Annotated in this window: 18 protein-coding genes; 10 read left to right on the top strand and 8 right to left on the bottom strand. The window is 45.6% G+C overall.

Features of this window, described 5'->3' with window-relative positions; all coding sequences use genetic code 11:
* Positions 1-15: 15 nt before the first annotated feature.
* The 5 genes from rplW to rpmE form a co-directional block, all read right to left on the bottom strand.
* Positions 16-318 carry a 50S ribosomal protein L23 gene (gene rplW / locus R7F64_RS07495; RefSeq protein ID WP_004398471.1) on the bottom strand — a complete coding sequence of 101 codons (303 nt, stop codon included), beginning with the start codon at positions 316-318 and terminating at the stop codon, positions 16-18.
* Positions 315-917: a 50S ribosomal protein L4 gene (rplD, locus tag R7F64_RS07490; protein ID WP_005379556.1), complete on the bottom strand. Its 603-nt coding sequence runs from the start codon at positions 915-917 to the stop codon at positions 315-317. The genes rplW and rplD overlap by 4 nt, the downstream gene beginning before the upstream one ends.
* Positions 918-934: 17 nt before the next feature.
* Positions 935-1564, bottom strand: a complete 630-nt coding sequence (gene rplC, locus R7F64_RS07485) for a 50S ribosomal protein L3 (RefSeq protein ID WP_005379555.1) — start codon at positions 1562-1564, stop codon at positions 935-937.
* A 14-nt stretch (positions 1565-1578) separates the two neighbouring features.
* Positions 1579-1890: a 30S ribosomal protein S10 gene (gene rpsJ, locus R7F64_RS07480; protein ID WP_004410492.1), complete on the bottom strand. Its 312-nt coding sequence runs from the start codon at positions 1888-1890 to the stop codon at positions 1579-1581.
* A gap of 456 nt (positions 1891-2346) precedes the next feature.
* Positions 2347-2568: a 50S ribosomal protein L31 gene (gene rpmE / locus R7F64_RS07475; protein ID WP_005379546.1), complete on the bottom strand. Its 222-nt coding sequence runs from the start codon at positions 2566-2568 to the stop codon at positions 2347-2349.
* Between the two features lie 296 nt (positions 2569-2864).
* On the opposite strand from rpmE, the gene priA reads away from it, so the two are divergent.
* From priA to rraA, 7 genes are all read left to right on the top strand, one after another.
* A complete protein-coding gene (gene priA / locus R7F64_RS07470; protein WP_318071574.1) occupies positions 2865-5069 on the top strand; it encodes a primosomal protein N' in 2205 nt (734 codons plus the stop codon).
* Between the two features lie 303 nt (positions 5070-5372).
* Positions 5373-6401, top strand: a complete 1029-nt coding sequence (cytR, locus tag R7F64_RS07465; protein ID WP_254901949.1) for a DNA-binding transcriptional regulator CytR — start codon at positions 5373-5375, stop codon at positions 6399-6401.
* A 225-nt stretch (positions 6402-6626) separates the two neighbouring features.
* On the top strand, positions 6627-7175 hold the full coding sequence (gene ftsN / locus R7F64_RS07460) for a cell division protein FtsN (protein WP_017820300.1): 549 nt from the start codon (positions 6627-6629) through the stop codon (positions 7173-7175).
* 115 nt (positions 7176-7290) lie between these two features.
* Complete coding sequence (hslV, locus tag R7F64_RS07455) at positions 7291-7842, top strand: ATP-dependent protease subunit HslV (RefSeq protein ID WP_005383176.1); 552 nt, start codon at positions 7291-7293, stop codon at positions 7840-7842.
* Between the two features lie 23 nt (positions 7843-7865).
* A complete protein-coding gene (gene hslU, locus R7F64_RS07450) occupies positions 7866-9197 on the top strand; it encodes an HslU--HslV peptidase ATPase subunit (RefSeq protein ID WP_025768349.1) in 1332 nt (443 codons plus the stop codon).
* A gap of 625 nt (positions 9198-9822) precedes the next feature.
* Positions 9823-10740, top strand: coding sequence for a 1,4-dihydroxy-2-naphthoate polyprenyltransferase (locus tag R7F64_RS07445; RefSeq protein WP_005383178.1), 918 nt, complete (start codon positions 9823-9825; stop codon positions 10738-10740).
* Positions 10741-10816: 76 nt separating this feature from the next.
* Positions 10817-11323, top strand: a complete 507-nt coding sequence (gene rraA, locus R7F64_RS07440; protein ID WP_005379537.1) for a ribonuclease E activity regulator RraA — start codon at positions 10817-10819, stop codon at positions 11321-11323.
* A 135-nt stretch (positions 11324-11458) separates the two neighbouring features.
* On the opposite strand, the gene zapB is transcribed toward rraA, so the two are convergent.
* The gene (zapB, locus tag R7F64_RS07435) at positions 11459-11701 is read right to left on the bottom strand and encodes a cell division protein ZapB (RefSeq protein WP_005379536.1); all 243 of its coding nucleotides are present in this window, start codon (positions 11699-11701) and stop codon (positions 11459-11461) included.
* 348 nt (positions 11702-12049) lie between these two features.
* Between zapB and glpX the strand changes: the two genes are divergently transcribed.
* The 3 genes from glpX to R7F64_RS07420 all read left to right on the top strand — a co-directional run bounded on the left by glpX (position 12050) and on the right by R7F64_RS07420 (position 14906).
* Positions 12050-13057: a class II fructose-bisphosphatase gene (gene glpX, locus R7F64_RS07430; protein ID WP_047101877.1), complete on the top strand. Its 1008-nt coding sequence runs from the start codon at positions 12050-12052 to the stop codon at positions 13055-13057.
* Between the two features lie 717 nt (positions 13058-13774).
* Positions 13775-14395 (top strand): helix-turn-helix transcriptional regulator, encoded by a 621-nt coding sequence (locus R7F64_RS07425; RefSeq protein WP_005379532.1) that lies wholly within the window; start codon positions 13775-13777, stop codon positions 14393-14395.
* A 160-nt stretch (positions 14396-14555) separates the two neighbouring features.
* A complete protein-coding gene (locus R7F64_RS07420) occupies positions 14556-14906 on the top strand; it encodes a DUF3135 domain-containing protein (RefSeq protein WP_042522458.1) in 351 nt (116 codons plus the stop codon).
* Positions 14907-14977: 71 nt separating this feature from the next.
* On the opposite strand, the gene R7F64_RS24505 is transcribed toward R7F64_RS07420, so the two are convergent.
* The gene (locus tag R7F64_RS24505; protein WP_412034462.1) at positions 14978-15166 is read right to left on the bottom strand and encodes a GIY-YIG nuclease family protein; all 189 of its coding nucleotides are present in this window, start codon (positions 15164-15166) and stop codon (positions 14978-14980) included.
* A 920-nt stretch (positions 15167-16086) separates the two neighbouring features.
* A complete protein-coding gene (locus tag R7F64_RS07410) occupies positions 16087-16509 on the bottom strand; it encodes a DUF805 domain-containing protein (RefSeq protein ID WP_005384868.1) in 423 nt (140 codons plus the stop codon).
* Positions 16510-16562 lie beyond the last annotated feature (53 nt).

The following is a 16562-nucleotide window of genomic DNA, read 5'->3' as shown; positions in this document are numbered from 1 at the left end:
TTTTAACTACTCCTGTTATTCCGCGCCGCCAACGAAGTCAAGATCTTGACCTTCTTTCAAAGTAACGTACGCTTTCTTAACGTCGCTGCGGCGACCTTGGCGTAGACCTTGACGTTTGGTTTTACCCTTAGTGATAAGAGTATTTACAGACTTAACTTCAACTTCAAATAGCTTTTCTACAGCTGCTTTGATCTCTTTTTTAGTCGCATCTTTAGCTACTTTGAAAACGATAGTGTTCGCTTTCTCAGCTGCCATAGTTGCTTTTTCAGAGATGTGCGGTGCACGTAGAACTTTTAGGATACGCTCTTCAGTGATCATGCTAGCATTTCCTCTACTTGCTTAACTGCTTCTGCAGTCATTACAACTTTGTCAAACGCGATTAGAGATACTGGATCGATACCAGCAACATCACGTGCGTCAACTTTGTATAGGTTACGAGCAGCTAGGAATAGATTCTCATCTACTTCGCTAGTCACGATTAGAGCGTCAGTTAGCTCAAGCTCTTTAAGCTTAGCAACTAGCTCTTTAGTCTTTGGTGCTTCAACTGAGAAGTTATCAACAACGATTAGACGCTCTTGACGAACAAGCTCAGAAAGAATGCTCTTCATAGCACCACGGTACATTTTTTTGTTTACTTTTTGGCTGTGATCTTGTGGTTTCGCAGCAAAAGTAACACCACCTGTACGCCAGATTGGGCTACGGATTGTACCAGCACGCGCACGGCCAGTACCTTTTTGACGCCATGGCTTAGCGCCACCGCCAGAAACTTCTGAACGTGTTTTTTGAGCACGAGTACCTTGACGAGCACCTGCTGCGTACGCAACAACTACTTGGTGTACAAGAGCTTCGTTAAACTCACGTCCGAAAGTAGTTTCGGAAACAGTTAGTGCATCGGCACCTTTAACCATTAGTTCCATTACTTACTCCTGAGACGTTATGCTTTAACAGCTGGTTTAACGATCACGTTGCCGCCAGTTGCGCCTGGGACTGCACCTTTAATAAGAAGCAGGTTGCGCTCAGCGTCAACACGTACGATCTCTAGGTTTTGAGTCGTTACACGCTCAGCACCCATGTGACCTGCCATTTTCTTGCCTTTAAATACGCGACCTGGAGTCTGACATTGACCGATAGAACCAGGAGCACGGTGAGACAATGAGTTACCGTGAGTCATATCTTGAGTACGGAAGTTCCAACGCTTAACAGCGCCTTGGAAACCTTTACCCTTAGATGTACCAGTAACGTCTACTTTCTTAGTTTCGTTGAATAGTTCAACAGTTAGTTCTGAACCAACTTCGAACTCTTCGCCGTTTTCTAAACGGAATTCCCAAAGACCGCGACCAGCTTCAACGCCAGCTTTAGCAAAGTGACCTGCTTCAGCTTTGTTTACACGGTTAGCTTTCTTAGAACCAGCTGTAACCTGGATTGCTGCGTAGCCGTCAGTTTCAAGAGTTTTCACTTGAGAAACACGGTTAGCTTCAACCTCAACAACTGTTACTGGGATAGAAACGCCTTCTTCAGTAAATACGCGGGTCATGCCCACTTTACGACCGATTAGACCAATCATACTTCTAATCTCCCTTAACCTAGGCTAATTTGAACGTCAACGCCCGCAGCAAGGTCTAGACGCATTAGAGCATCAACAGTCTTGTCTGTTGGCTCAACGATGTCGATTAGACGCTTGTGAGTACGGATTTCGTACTGGTCACGTGCTTTCTTGTTAACGTGTGGAGAGATAAGAACTGTGAAACGCTCTTTACGAGTTGGCAGTGGGATTGGACCACGAACCTGTGCGCCAGTGCGCTTAGCTGTTTCAACGATTTCCGCTGTAGAAGCATCGATTAGTTTGTAATCGAAAGCTTTTAGGCGGATACGGATACGTTGGTTCTGCATGAGACAGAGCTCCAAATTTAATAAATTACACAAACAATATCGCCACTCAAACTCGTCAAGACGAGAGAATGCCGATTGATTTATGTGAAACCGTAGCATCCAAGATTAGGACGCATTGTCAGTTAATTTTCGATTAACTACCCCTATATGCCAAAGTCACCTTTGAGGATAGTTTTTCCGAAGAAAAGATAGCTAATTGTATTAACCGCGAACATAAGCTGAGTATACATTACCTCGCAAATCCTTAGATTTGCTCGCTCCTCACTGCTCATTGGTTCACAACTGGCTTAACCAGTGCGCTGCATTATACAGATCACACTTTAGGTTGCAAGCGCTGAGTGAAAAATAATCGGGAATATTCCAAACCCCATACATTCCTCTTCGCTTGGTAGCCATTAAAACAAAAAGGACGCCGAAGCGTCCTTTTCTAAACTGTAATCGTAATAGCGGCTGCTATTATTTCTTACCGCTTGATAGTGCACCGAAACGCTTGTTGAAGCGATCAACACGGCCGCCTGTATCAACGATACGTTGCTTACCAGTGTAGAATGGGTGACACTTGTCACATACGTCTAGGTGGATAGACTCTTTACCTAGAGTAGAGTTGAACTCAAAAGAGTTGCCGCAAGAACAAGTCGCTTTTACTGCTTTGTATTCTGGGTGGATACCAGCTTTCATGGGATAACCTCAATAGTAGGCCGTGTCGCTATACGAATCTAAGCCGCACACCACACGCAATTAATAATAAAATGGGATACCGCATCAACTAATTGCCGAAGCCATATCTCAAGGCGCGATATAGTAAAGAATCACATTGCTTGGATCAACACATTTGGCAACTTTTTCGCCACTTTTTTAGCCAGACTAGTCATAGAGGCACGATTCACGCTGAATCGCATTGCTTTACTCGAATTTCCATACCGATTTTAATAGACTCTCATTTCCTTTCCCTCTTTTTTAATAGCTAAGAATTTATGCGTCCAACCATTGCTAGAGTGGCATTACCCGTTCCGCTCGACAAACAATTCGATTACGCCATTCCGGGGCACCTGTTTCCGATCATTGGTGGACGCGTTTCCGTACCTTTTGGACGCCAAACGTTAGTTGGCATCGTCACCGCGATGGTTAATCACTCGGACTTTCCCAAAGATCAACTCAAGCCAATCAAAGCAGTTGTTGATTCTCAGCCGATATGGTCTGAAAAGCTTTATTCGTTGCTGACTTGGTGCAGCCAGTTCTACCAATACCCACTTGGAGATACGCTACACAATGCGATGCCAGCAGCTCTACGTAAAGGAAAGCCTGCAGATTTTGCGACGCTACAAGAGTGGCAAATTACCGAATCCGGTAAAGACAAGCTGATGCAAGGGCTTGATCGTCGAGCGGTCAAACAACAGAAGGTCTTGCAAATGTTGGTTAACGGCGCTTTGCCTCACCAGGAATTTGTCGACCAAGAGATAGCCTCAACAGTACTAAAGTCTTTAGAAAAGAAAGGCTGGATTGAACGTATCGAGAAGAAGCCTGTAATCACCCAGTGGGGACAGCACGTTGAATGCGACGTCGAAAAGCCAAAGCTCAACCACGAACAAGCGCTGGCTATTGCGAGTGTAAATAGCCAAACAGGTTTTGCCTCCTATTTATTAGAAGGCGTCACGGGCTCAGGTAAGACAGAAGTGTACCTCAACCTGATCAAGCCGGTCTTAGAGAAAGGTAAACAAGCCTTGGTTTTAGTACCAGAGATTGGCTTAACGCCCCAAACCATCAACCGCTTTAAACGCCGTTTTAATGTGCCAGTTGACGTCATCCACTCCGGGTTAAACGAGACGGAGCGTCTGAATGCGTGGCTTTCTGCACGCGACAAAGCGGCCGGAATCATTATCGGCACACGCTCTGCCCTACTCGCGCCTTTTGCTGATCTCGGGATTATCATTGTGGACGAGGAACATGACACCTCTTACAAACAGCAAGATAGCTTGCGTTATCATGCACGCGATGTTGCTGTAATGCGCGCTCATAAAGAACAAGTTCCGATTGTTCTGGGCTCAGCCACACCTGCACTGGAGACATTGCACAATGCCTTGTCAGGCAAGTATCACCATTTAACACTAACCCAACGAGCTGGCTCTGCCGTACCAACCACCAATAAAGTGTTAGATGTAAAAGGTCAGTATTTAGAAAGTGGCTTATCTGCCCAACTGATTGCCGAAATGCGTAAGCATTTAAAAGCTGGCAATCAAGTAATGTTGTTTCTTAACCGTCGAGGCTTTTCGCCCGCTTTGATGTGCCATGAATGCGGTTGGATTGCAGAATGTAAACGCTGTGATGCGTACTATACGTTCCACCATTACAGCAACGAAATACGCTGCCATCACTGCGGCTCACAACAACCGGTGATTCATCAATGTCAGGGGTGTGGTTCAACCCAATTGGTTACCGTCGGCGTAGGAACGGAACAACTCGAACAACAATTGGCTCAGTTATTTCCAGAATACAACGCCATTCGCATCGACAGAGACAGCACACGTCGCAAAGGTAGTTTGGAAGATGCCCTTGAATCGATTCGTAAAGGTGAACATCAAATTCTGATTGGCACCCAAATGCTGGCTAAGGGGCACCATTTTCCAAATGTAACGCTCGTTGCTCTTTTGGATGTTGATGGCTCTCTCTATAGTAGTGACTTCCGCGCTTCCGAGCGACTAGCGCAGTTGTTTATTCAAGTCGCAGGTCGTGCCGGCCGCGCAAGTAAACCTGGCGAGGTTATCCTACAAACCCACCATCCTGAGCACAGCTTGCTGCAGGCCCTGCTTCAAAAAGACTATCGCCACTTTGCTATGACAGCTCTGGAAGAACGCAAACTGGCTCAGCTTCCGCCTTATAGTTTCTTGACTCTGTTTAAAGCAGAGGCGAACCAAAGTGAGATAGTTGAAGACTTCCTGCGTCAGGTTCGCTTTACGTTAGAGTCACACCCTCTGTTCGATGATTCCTGCATGGTGTTAGGCCCTACTCCTTCACCTTTGGCCAAGCGGGCTGGTAAATACCGCTGGCAACTATTACTGCAAACTCAGCATCGTTCATTGATGCAAAAGTTATTAACCAGTGCCAAACCTGCTATTGAGTTGTTGCCAAATGCTAAGAAAGTACGCTGGAATTTAGACATAGAACCACAAGATCTCAGCTAGCAAACGTTTAACTATGTAATGAATTACCATTTAATTTGACCAGAATCACACCAAGATTACAATTTTTGTTAAACAGACCGTAACTTTCACTTTAGAAATGAATAGACTATCCAAATTAGAAAAGTCTAAAGTGACTTGTTTGCACAGGCTTAGATTAAAACAATGACTATTCCCACAAATTGATATCGCGGTGAAGAATCCATTTTCCCACTCGTTAACACGAACTGAGCGAAGAGCAAATACAGCTCTAACTCGGTTTGATTACTCTGATTTCAAACCGGAATAACGTCATCTTGGCAAAAAATAAATGAGAGGTTAAAAACTATGGCGACAATGAAGGATGTTGCCCAGCTTGCGGGAGTGTCTACGGCTACGGTATCTCGAGCCTTAATGAATCCAGAGAAGGTCTCTTCTTCTACAAGAAAGAGAGTAGAAGATGCCGTACTTGAAGCGGGTTATTCTCCAAACTCATTAGCGCGCAACTTACGTAGAAACGAATCAAAAACCATTGTTACTATCGTTCCCGACATCTGTGATCCTTATTTTTCTGAAATTATTCGCGGTATTGAAGATGCAGCCATGGAACATGGCTATCTAGTCCTGCTGGGCGATAGCGGACAACAGAAGAAACGCGAAAGCTCTTTCGTAAACCTCGTATTTACTAAGCAGGCAGATGGAATGCTACTGCTTGGTACAGATCTACCATTCGATGTCAGTAAGCCAGAGCAAAAGAACTTACCTCCGATGGTAATGGCGTGTGAATTTGCGCCAGAGCTCGAGCTTCCGACAGTACATATTGATAACCTGACCTCAGCATTTGAAGCGGTGAATTACCTGACCCAATTAGGTCATAAACGCATTGCTCAAATCTCTGGACCAGACACAGCAATATTGTGTCAGTTCCGCCAGCAAGGCTACCAACAAGCCCTGCGCCGTGCCGGCATCAATAAAGATCCACAATATAGTGTCATTACTGAGTTCTCTTTTGATGGCGGAGCAAAAGCCGTTCGTAAACTGCTCGAATTGCCAGAACCACCAACGGCTATTTTCTGTCACTGTGACACAATGGCCATCGGCGCAATTCAAGAAGCGAAAAAGCTTGGCTTACGAGTACCGCAAGATCTCTCTGTTGTGGGCTTTGATGACATTAACTTCGCTCAGTACTGCGATCCACCGTTGACCACCATATCTCAACCTCGCTATGAGATTGGTCGACAAGCGATGCTAATGATGCTCGAGATGTTAAAAGGCCACGACGTGCATTCAGGCTCGCGTCTGCTTGAAACTAATCTCGTCATTCGTGGAAGTGCAGCGCCACCACAGCGCCCTTAACCTAAAGATTAGGTATTCATCCCCAAAGCGGTGCTAAGGCGCCGCTTTTTTATTTACCCCTCCTGCTTTTTGTGTATCCCTGAATAAATGTAAGTGAGAACGGAAACACACTCCTACACTCGGGCGTTGTCGCGCTTTAGCTATCAAGATTCTATCAATAGGGTGTTTTCTCAACTCGTTCTGGATTAACATATTTGCAAGAATCCTTGATGACCAGAAATAACCGTGGCAAATAGAGATTATGTAAGACGGGGGCGAGGCGCCCCAAAAAAGTCGACAAAAAAACAGCCGCCGAGAAGAAAAAAACCTTGGCGCAGTGGCCTGCTCGCTATCTTGCTCGTGGGCGGTTTTGGCTATGGTCTTTACCTTTTGAGTAGCGACCCAGAACCTAAACAACCAGTCGTGAAGCAGCCAACAACCACTGTCAGCAAACCAAAGCCGAAAAAAGACTTGCCGCCACCACCAGAAGAAAAATGGGAATATGTTGAGTCACTACCGAAACGTGAAGTTGAAGTTGTGGCTAAAGAAATTGAAGTTTCTAAAATTCCTTACATCATGCAGTGTGGCGCGTACAAAACCCAGGCACAAGCAGAAGAGCGTAAGCTTGCAATCGCATTCCAAGGGATGTCGAGCAAGATTCGAAAGAAAGAAGGCAGTTCATGGTATCGCGTGGTGCTAGGTCCGTATAAGTTCAAACGTGATGCAGAACGTGACCGCCATAAACTGCAACGCGCGAAAATCGAGCCGTGTGCGATTTGGAAAGAAAATCTTTAAACTCAGGCCCCAGGAGCTAAGATCCCAGGGCCTTTCTTTTTGCCCCCTTGAATCCCCATTTCTCCTCCCCCATATACTGAATTAAATCCAAAGAGAAATAATCAAGAGGTCGACTGTGACTACCATTGTATCTGTACGTCGAAATAATAAAGTCGTCATCGCGGGTGATGGCCAAGTATCTCTAGGCAATACCGTAATGAAAGGTAATGCGCGCAAAGTTCGCCGCCTATACAACAACCAAGTACTAGCGGGCTTTGCCGGCGGTACTGCGGATGCCTTCACCCTTTTTGAGCGCTTCGAAAGCAAACTGCAAATGCACCAAGGTCACCTAACCAAAGCGGCAGTTGAGCTAGCCAAAGACTGGCGTAGCGATCGTGCTTTGCGCAAGCTCGAAGCCTTACTTGCCGTTGCCGACGAAACCGCATCGTTAATCATTACCGGTAATGGTGATGTCGTACAGCCAGAACACGACCTGATTGCGATTGGCTCTGGTGGTGCTTACGCACAAGCTGCCGCAACCGCCCTACTAGAAAACACAGATCTAGATGCTCGTGAGATCGCGGAAAAAGCTCTCAATATCGCGGGTGATATTTGTGTCTTCACTAACCATCACCACACGGTAGAAGAGCTAGACTCAACAGTAGAGCCTGAAAAACCAACCGCGTAATCGTAACGAAGTAAGGAAAGAATATGTCTGAAATGACGCCTCGCGAAATCGTTCATGAATTGAACCGCCACATTATCGGTCAAGAAAAAGCCAAGCGTTCGGTTGCGATTGCACTTCGTAACCGCTGGCGCCGCATGCAGCTTGAAGAAAGCTTGCGTGCCGAAGTGACGCCAAAAAACATCTTGATGATTGGCCCTACTGGTGTTGGTAAGACTGAAATCGCACGACGCCTCGCAAAACTGGCAAATGCCCCTTTCATCAAAGTTGAAGCGACAAAATTCACCGAAGTGGGTTACGTTGGTAAAGAAGTTGAAACCATCATCCGTGACCTAACCGATGTCGCTGTGAAAATGACGCATCAACAAGCGATGGAGAAAGTGAAATTCCGCGCAGAAGAGCAAGCGGAAGAACGCATTCTTGATGCGCTACTGCCACCAGCACGTGATAGCTGGGGTCAAGCAGAGCAAACGGAAGAGTCTTCTCACACTCGCCAGATCTTCCGTAAGAAACTGCGTGAAGGCCAACTAGACGATAAAGAAATTGAAATCGACGTAGCCGCACCACAAATGGGCGTAGAGATCATGGCGCCTCCTGGTATGGAAGAGATGACTAACCAGCTGCAAGGCATGTTCCAAAACCTGGCAGGCGACACTAAGAAAAAACGTAAGCTGAAAATCAAAGACGCAATGAAAGCGTTAGCGGAAGAAGAAGCGGCGAAACTGGTAAACCAAGAAGAGCTAAAAGAAGCAGCGATTTTCAACGTTGAAAACAACGGCATCGTATTTATCGATGAGATCGACAAGATCTGTAAACGCGGCGAGAGCTCAGGCCCAGACGTTTCACGCGAAGGTGTTCAGCGCGACCTACTTCCATTGATTGAAGGCAGCACGGTATCAACCAAGCACGGCATGGTAAAAACAGACCATATTCTGTTTGTTGCATCTGGTGCATTCCAAGTGGCAAAACCATCTGACTTGATCCCAGAATTGCAAGGTCGTCTACCAATTCGTGTTGAGCTAGAAGCACTAAGCAGCAACGACTTCAAACGCATTCTGACAGAACCAAAAGCCTCTCTAACAGAGCAGTACGTTGCGTTGATGAAAACGGAAGATGTGGACATCGAATTCACAGAAGACGGCATCACGCAAATCGCGGAAGCGGCATGGACGGTCAACGAAAGCACAGAAAACATCGGTGCTCGTCGCTTACACACCGTAATGGAACGCTTGATGGATGAAATCTCTTACGACGCAGCGGAGCAATCTGGCGCTAAATTCGTTATTGATTCCGCTTACGTGAAAGCGCGCCTAGGCGACACGATTGAAGATGAAGATCTAAGCCGCTTTATTCTTTAAACGCAATCTATTTTACCAAAGCCCAGAACCTTGTTTCTGGGCTTTTTGTTTAGAATGGCGGTGACTTTGACAACATCTAAATCAAAAGATCTCGTCATTCTAGCGAGCTCAAGCGAGACTAAGAATCTGCTAACAGCAGACGCCTTTCTTTCCAACTCGCCTTCACCACCGCACAATCGGATGATAGATTCTGAATCACCTCGTTCCTCGTTGTTCAGAATGACGGTGACTGTGACAACACCTAAATCAAAAAGATCTCGTCATTCTAGCGAGCTCAAGCGAGACTAAGAATCTGGTAACAACAGACGCCTATTCTTCCTCGCTCACCTTAATCACCGCACAATCGGACGATAGATTCTGAATCACACTCGTTCCTCGCTGTTCAGAATGACGGTTACTGTGACAACACCTAAATCAAAAAGATCTCGTCATTCTAGCGAGCTTAAGCGAGACTAAGAATCTGCTAACAGCAAACGCCTATTCTTTCTCTCTCACCGTAACACTTCACAATCGGATGATAGATTCTGAATGACTCTTTGACTTCTAGTTGAGTTGTTTTAGGTCAATAGCGTATCTGCCTCTTTGTGCTTATACTGGGCACATTGGTTACTAGCACGAAATTTCCATGAAACAATCTCTACAGATCTGGCTTGAAGCCGCTCGCCCAAAAACATTACCTCTGGCATTGGTCTCTATCTTAACAGGTAGCGTACTCGCCTACTCGGCGGGTCATTTCTCACTGACGATTGCCATCATGGCTTTCGTAACCGCGACATTGCTGCAAATTCTGTCCAACCTGGCAAACGACTATGGCGATGCCGTTCAAGGTACAGATAACGACAAACGCCTCGGCCCATTACGAGCGATGCAGTCTGGCGCGGTAAGTGCTAAACAGATGAAACAAGCGATTATCTTTAACATCGTTCTGACCGCCATTTCAGGCTTGGTGTTAGTTTTCTATTCACTAAGTTCACTGGAAAGCATTGTCACTTTTATCGGGCTGGGAATTTTGGCCATTCTCGCCGCCATTGCTTATACCATGGGTAGCAAACCATACGGTTACGTGGGGCTTGGCGATATATCAGTGTTCTTGTTTTTTGGTTTACTCGGCGTATCCGGTACCTACTTCTTGCATACCGGTCACGTAGACACCACGCTATTCTTACCTGCTTTAGGCTGCGGTTTACTCGCCGTTGCAGTCCTCAACATCAACAATATGCGTGATATAGAGAACGACCGAGAGTGTGGTAAACGTACGGTGGCGGTACGCTTAGGTCAACGTAAAGCCAAACAGTACCACTTTATTTTACTTGGCGGAGCTATCCTTGCCTTTGCGGCTTACTTGTTAATTCAAGACAAACCCGTTTGGATTAGCTTGCCATTCTTACTTAGTATTTATTTCGTGGCCGATCATGGTAAAGCGGTTTGGCATACACAAAAGCCCGCTCAGATAGCACCAATGATGCCAGTCATTGTGAAATGTTCTCTAGTCACCAACGTTTTGTTTGCAACAATTGTGGTAGCTCAAACTCTAGTAAGTTAAAAAAGGATTGTCATTGCATTGACTTAATGCCTAGATATACTCAAAGACAACCAATTTCTGTTTAGAAAGGCACGCTATGGAATACAATACCTCAGCACTCTGTGATATCTACCTCGATCAGGTAGATGTGGTTGAACCAATGTTCAGTAACTTTGGAGGTCGCGCTTCATTTGCCGGGCAAATCACCACCATCAAGTGTTTTGAAGATAATTCGTTGATCCGCGAGACATTAGAGCAAGATGGACTTGGTCGCGTTTTGTTAATTGACGGTGGCGGTTCCCTACGTAAAGCCCTTATCGATGCAGAAATCGCAACCATTGCGGAAGAAAACGAGTGGGAAGGCATTGTCGTTTACGGTTGTGTCCGTGAAGTAGATGAACTTGAAGACATGAACCTCGGCATTCAAGCTTTGGCATCGATTCCTGTTGGCGCGACCAGCCAGGGTATTGGCGAATTGGATGTACCAGTCAACTTTGGCGGCGTCAGCTTCTTACCTGAAGATTATATTTATGCCGATAGCACCGGAATTATCCTGTCGCCTGAACCATTGAATATTGATTTAGAGTTGGATGAAGAAGCATAGCGAGTCTTAGACGCCTAAGTTATAGGGCCTTCTCCTAGCTCTTAGCGCCTAGCCTTGTCTCAACATTATCTACTTCCCTAAAACACAAACACCCGCTTAACGCGGGTGTTTTTAATTTGGAATGAAGAAGCCGAATTATTCCACTTCGTCCATTTTGCCAAGTAGTGCACGAATGCGCTCTTGCCATTGTGCGTGCTCTTGCTGTGCTTGTTGTGCTTTTTGCTCTAGCTCTTCACGTTGAGAGCGAAGCTCGTTCGCTTCTTCCGCAAGTTTAGCTTTATCTTCTTTCAGCTCTTCGACTTCCATCTGAAGAAGAGTGATTGTGTCAACTGCAGTTTGAATTTTAGATTCTAGTTGTTCTAGTACTTCAAAAGACATCTTGGCCTACCTATGTTATTCCGTTGGGACGATGTGCGAGATTGATGCACACCTAACCTATATAAGGTTCATTCTACTCAGCGTCGCGATGAGAAACACTCACTATATTCGATATTTTGCATCATTCGGTCAAAAAATCAGCGCAATCTCACTAAACGCTGACTTTTCTTGTCGCCGAAGCATTTTTGAGCAAGGATTTTGCGTCCCGCTACGCTGAAAATCGCCCTAAGTATTGATCAAATTCAAGTTAGATAAAGTAAAAGCCTCGCAAAAAGGCAAACGTTTACTCGACCTTGTGATAGAATCGCCGCGCAAATTCTTCTTCCCTCTTGCTTACTTGGAGACATCATGAAACGCGATTTAGCAATGGCATTTTCCCGTGTGACTGAAGGTGCAGCTCTGGCTGGTTACAAATGGCTTGGCCGTGGCGATAAAAACGCAGCCGATGGCGCTGCTGTTGAAGTTATGCGCACGCTACTGAACAAAACAGATATCAGTGGTGAAATTGTCATTGGTGAGGGTGAAATCGATGATGCGCCAATGCTGTACATTGGTGAGCAAGTGGGTATTGGTGGTGATGAAGTAGATATTGCAGTCGACCCGATTGAAGGAACGCGTATGACGGCAATGGGACAATCGAACGCACTAGCCGTACTTGCCGCAGGTGAGAAAGGCAGCTTTCTTAAAGCGCCAGATATGTACATGGAAAAACTGGTTGTTGGCCCTGGTGCAAAAGGCGTAATTGACTTAGAAAAGCCGTTAAAAGAAAACCTAGAGAACGTAGCAAAAGCCCTGAACAAGCCACTTGATACCCTAGTCGTTATTACCCTTGCGAAACCTCGCCACGATAACGTTATTGCAGAAATGCAAGCAATGGGCGTACGTGTCTTTGCGGTGCCTGATGGTGACGTCGCTGCCTCTATTCTAACTTGTATGCCAGACAGTGAAGTGGACATGATGTACTGTATTGGCGGTGCGCCAGAAGGGGTTGTATCAGCAGCGGTAATTCGAGCGCTAGACGGTGACATGCACGGTCGCCTGCTTCCTCGTCATGAGGTAAAAGGCGATACTGAAGAAAACCGCATTTACGGTGCAGATGAACTAAAACGCTGCGATGAAATGGGCGTAAAAGCGAATGTTGTCCTCAAAATGGAAGACATGGCTCGTAGCGACAATGTGGTATTTTCAGCTACAGGCATCACTAAAGGTGACTTGCTGGAAGGTATCTCTCGTCAAGGCAATATTGCAACCACAGAAACGCTGCTCGTGCGCGGTCGATGCCGAACTATTCGCCGCATTAAGTCGACTCACTACCTAGATCGTAAAGATCCAGAAGTACGCGATATTATTCTTTAAGCATTTCTCGAGGCTCTCGCTCAGTCTGAGCTTGAGCCTTTCTTTCCGCACAACGGGCAATAGATTCTGAATCACACTCGTTCCTCGTTGTTCAGAATGACGGTGACTTTAATAAGCTCTAAATCGAAAGAACTCGTCATTCTAGCGAGCCCCAGCGAGACTAAGAATCTAGTAGTAACAAGCTCCTATTCTTTCCTGGTCACCTTAACCACTGCTCAACCAGAAGATGGATTCTGAATCACCTCGTTCCTCGTTGTTCAGAATGACGGCTACCATAGCAAGCTCTAAATCGAAAAAACTCGTCATTCTAGCGAGCTCCAGCGAGACTAAGAATCTGGTAACAGCAAACTCCGCTTCTTTCCCGCTCAACTTAGCCACTGCACAGCCGGACAGTAGGTTCTGAATTACACTCGTTCCTCGTTGTTCAGAATTACGGTGACTTTAATAAGCTCTAAATCAAAAGAACTCGTCATTCTAGCCAGTTCCAGCGAGACTAAGAATCTAGTGGTAACAAGCTCCTATTCTTTCCTGGTCACCTTAACCACTGCTCAACCAGAAGATGGATTCTGAATCACCTCGTTCCTCGTTGTTCAGAATGACGACATATCTTGGCTCATATGAACATAGCCCCTGTAAATCCACACTCAAATTAAGTCAACACTTTTCTTTACTAACCCTATCGCGCATAATATGTACTGACGTATAAATGGTGGGTATATGAAGACCGTAGATAGGATATTGCAAATCGTTAAGCGTGATGGCTCCGTCACTGCAAAACAACTCTCTTCTGAGCTAGGTATGACAACCATGGGGGCTCGTCAGCACCTACAAAGTTTAGAAGATGATGGCATTCTTTCTATCCATGACGTAAAAGTGAAAGTTGGTCGCCCTGCTCGTCATTGGTCTCTCACTCAAAAAGGTCATGAGCAATTTGCTGACCGTCACGGTGAGTTGACCATTCAGTTTATAGAAGCTGTCGAACATATCTTTGGCAAAGATGGACTGGAAAAAGTCACATCAGAAAGGGAAAAACTCACGTTACAAAGTTATCGTCAGCATCTTGAGCAATGCGACTCTCTGCAAAGCAAACTAGAAACACTTGTCACATTAAGAGAGCAAGAAGGCTATATGGCCGAGCTCGAGAAAGATGAGAACGGATTCATCTTGATCGAAAATCACTGTCCGATTTGTAAAGCCGCAACTCGCTGCCCAAGCTTGTGCCAATCAGAATTAAGTGTCTTTCAGTCTTTACTTGGACGTGACACCAAAGTAGAGCGCACCGAACACATCATTAGTGGCCAAAGACGCTGCGTTTACCGCATCCAACAACTGCAGTAACCACCACAACCAAACATCGACATACCGCACTTATTCAATCTCAAGCTTGAAAGCTTCTCTTATAAGTGAGACGGCTGAAGAATTCATCCTCTCTCCTCTTTCTAGTGGTATAGGCTTTTAGTAACTAAAGGCAATTTCCATAAGGATTTGGAGAGCATCGATGTCTACTCTACGTCATATTCCATCCCAAACGCTTCCTCCATTCGATGAAATGGTTCAAATGGCAGAGCGAGACCCAGAAGCTTTTGAGCAATTTCGTCATGAGATGGCGAAAGAGATGATCGAAAGCGCATCAGAAGATATGAAAGAAAGATTGTGGGCTCAACAAAGCCACATTGATAGAGTCATCAGCACGTGTAAAAACCCTCATCACACCAATGTGGTATTGATGAACGAGTTGCGAAAACAGGTCGTAAAGTTCAAAGCAGCGCTAGAAGGGGAAGCGGCACCGACACAAAAAGCGGATGTGGTTAGCTTAAATGCGTTTAAAGATAGGGATGATTTTTACTGATACTCAATAGATAGATCGAGAAAGTTAGGGTTCGTTTCTCTTACCAAGGCTAACTTCCACTCACGCTTCCACTACTTGAGCTGCTTTTCTCGGTTTATAGCATTAGCCATATCGTCGAATAACTCAAAGTAAACGAGCTTATGAACGTTGTATTTCTTGGTAAACCCTTCCACTACTCCATTTTTATGTTGCCATATTCTTTGGGGCAGCTGCCTGGTAACACCTATGTAGAGAACGGCGTTGTTATTTGACGTTAGGATATAAACGCAAGGTGTCTTATCGATGATTCATTCTCCTTCATTATTCGCTGTTACTTTTCCATTGTAATTCGCGAGCTCAGTCAGTTTATTTCAAACTCGGAGCACTCTGTGCGTAGATTCTGAATCACCCTCGTCCCTCGCTGTTCAGAATGACAGTGACTTTAACAGCCTTTAAACCAGAGAAGTTCGTCATTCTAGCGAGCCTCGGCAAGGCTAAGAACCTGCCAACAGTAAACTCCTATTCTCTCCCGATCACCTTGGCCACTGCTCAACCGGATGATAGATTCTGAATCACGCTCGTCCCTCGCTGTTCAGAATGACGGTGACTTTAATAATCTCTAAACCAAAGGGGAGCGTCATTCTAGCGAGCCCTAGCGAGACTAAAAATCTCGTAACAGCAAGCTCCTATTCTTTCCCGCTCAGCTTAACCACTGCTCAACCGGACGATAGATTCTGAATCACGCTCGTTCCTCGTTGTTCAGAATGACGGTGACTTTAATAAGCTTTATGTCAAAAGAGTTCGTCATTCTAGCGAGCCTTAGCGAGACTAAGAATCTGGTATCAGCAAGCTCCTACTCTTTCACACTCAGCTTAACCACTGCTCAACCGGACGATAGATTCTGGATCACGCTCATTCCTCGCAGCTCAGAATGATGATGGCTTTAACAGTCTCTATATCAAAAGAGTTCGTCATTCTAGCGAGCCTCAGCGAGACTAAGAATCTAGTAACAGCAAGCTCCTATTCTTTCCCGCTCAGCTTAAACACTGCTCAAGCGGACGATAGATTCTGAATCACGCTCGTCCCTCGCAGTTCAGAATGACGGTGAGTTTAACAGCCTCTAAATCAAAAGAATTCGTCATTCTAGCGAGCCTTAGCGAGACTAAGAATCTACTTTCAGCACGCACGATACTTGAAGCAATTACTCCGGCTCAGGGCCATATTGGTTTGGTCCTGATGTTCCCTTTAAGAAACCACATTCAATTAGAATCCATAAACCACAAATCAGAGAAATGGAAGCGACGAACATCTGTGGGGTCGACGGCTCTTGCGCGGCAGGGCTGGTCATTGGCGTGGCAATTCGTCCGATAATCAGCGGAATATTCAGTGCTAGCCAATAGATCGATTTGTTGCGGTCGTGCCAACGTTTGGTGGTGATCGCCAAATCAGGGATCAGCAGAACCACCAAGAAAATAGGAAGAAGCACATAGGAGAGAGTAGGAAGCAGCTGGCTGATACCGGCACCAAAGCCTAGAATGGACACATAGTAAATGACGTTCCAAATCCAGTAGGTTTTACGGTTTATACGTCCTTGAAAAGAAAACAGTAACTCTTTAGTCGACATCAAATTTTACCCCAAAATAGAAAGGTTATAGATTAGCCGAGTCAATATAGTTT

Source organism: Vibrio sp. Vb1980, assembly GCF_033338615.1.
GTDB classification, from domain to species: domain Bacteria; phylum Pseudomonadota; class Gammaproteobacteria; order Enterobacterales; family Vibrionaceae; genus Vibrio; species Vibrio alginolyticus.
This window is presented reverse-complemented; position numbering and strand designations above follow the sequence as displayed.